The sequence below is a fragment of the Oleiphilus sp. HI0132 genome (assembly GCF_001635845.1).
Genome location: NZ_LWGJ01001392.1, coordinates 1 through 899, shown reverse-complemented (window position 1 = coordinate 899; position 899 = coordinate 1). Strand labels below are relative to the sequence as shown.

Sequence of the window (899 nt, the reverse complement as noted above, 5' to 3'; positions counted from 1 at the left end):
CTTAACCTGCGCCTTAAGTCTTCTAATTTCTTCTTGCTCTGACGTAAGCTTGCCATTGCCTCTGAAAGCATTGCCTGAATCGTTTTGATATTCTTTTATCCAACGCCCCAGTACCTGTGCGCTAATACCCAGGCTACGGGCTGCCTCTGTCCTAGTGTGGCCTTGATCAAGCACCAGACTAATCGCGTCCAATTTAAATTCTTGGGAATATTTTTTTCGTGTATTCAATTTACCTTCTCCAGTTAGGACGTATTATGTCTTAACTGGACTGGTCATATCTATTAGACCACGTCAACCAGCATCTTTATACATGAACTGACCGATAGATACTTTAGTTTCTAAATCGATAGTTAAACCAGCTTGACCAGTTAATTCACCCATTGTTGAATCATCAAGAGCTTTTAATTCTGCTTGTGCGCCCGCTGCTACTGCTGCGATTGCGGATGCTAATGCTATTTTCTTCAGGCCTTTCATATTAGTTACCTAAGTTTTGGGTTCGCATACTTTAGGTTCTGCCCAACTGAAAACGTGTTAGTTGTATATTCATGAATATTTACCAGATATCAATTTTCACTAGTATATGCTTTTGATTTTGACTTTGTCGTGAATTCAATCACAGCGCGTTTGCTATAATAGGGGTCATATTGAATTTTGCCTTCTTATCACCAGTTTGAGATATCAGGTAGCTGCTTAATAACAGCAGTATTCAGCCAAAGTTTAAGCAAGTGCCAGTGTCTTAAATTGGCACTTTTCTGACCAAGTCTTGCTTAGAATGGTTAGGCCCAAGTCAGACAATTTATTCTAATAGGCCAGCTTGGGTGCTGACTTTTAGGCATTAGTTATATCGTGACCTAACACGTTTAAAGCTCGTTTTCGCCCTAAAAAAGCATTACCCTGTC

Annotated in this window: 2 protein-coding genes; both read right to left on the bottom strand. The window is 40.0% G+C overall.

Going from position 1 to position 899, the window contains the following annotated elements; genetic code table 11:
• On the bottom strand, nucleotides 1-228 hold a 228-nt coding region (locus tag A3766_RS21365), incomplete at its 3' end, for a transposase (RefSeq protein WP_068642949.1).
• Nucleotides 229-291: 63 nt separating this feature from the next.
• A complete protein-coding gene (locus tag A3766_RS21360; protein ID WP_068510164.1) occupies nucleotides 292-474 on the bottom strand; it encodes a DUF6160 family protein in 183 nt (60 codons plus the stop codon).
• Nucleotides 475-899: the final 425 nt, after the last annotated feature.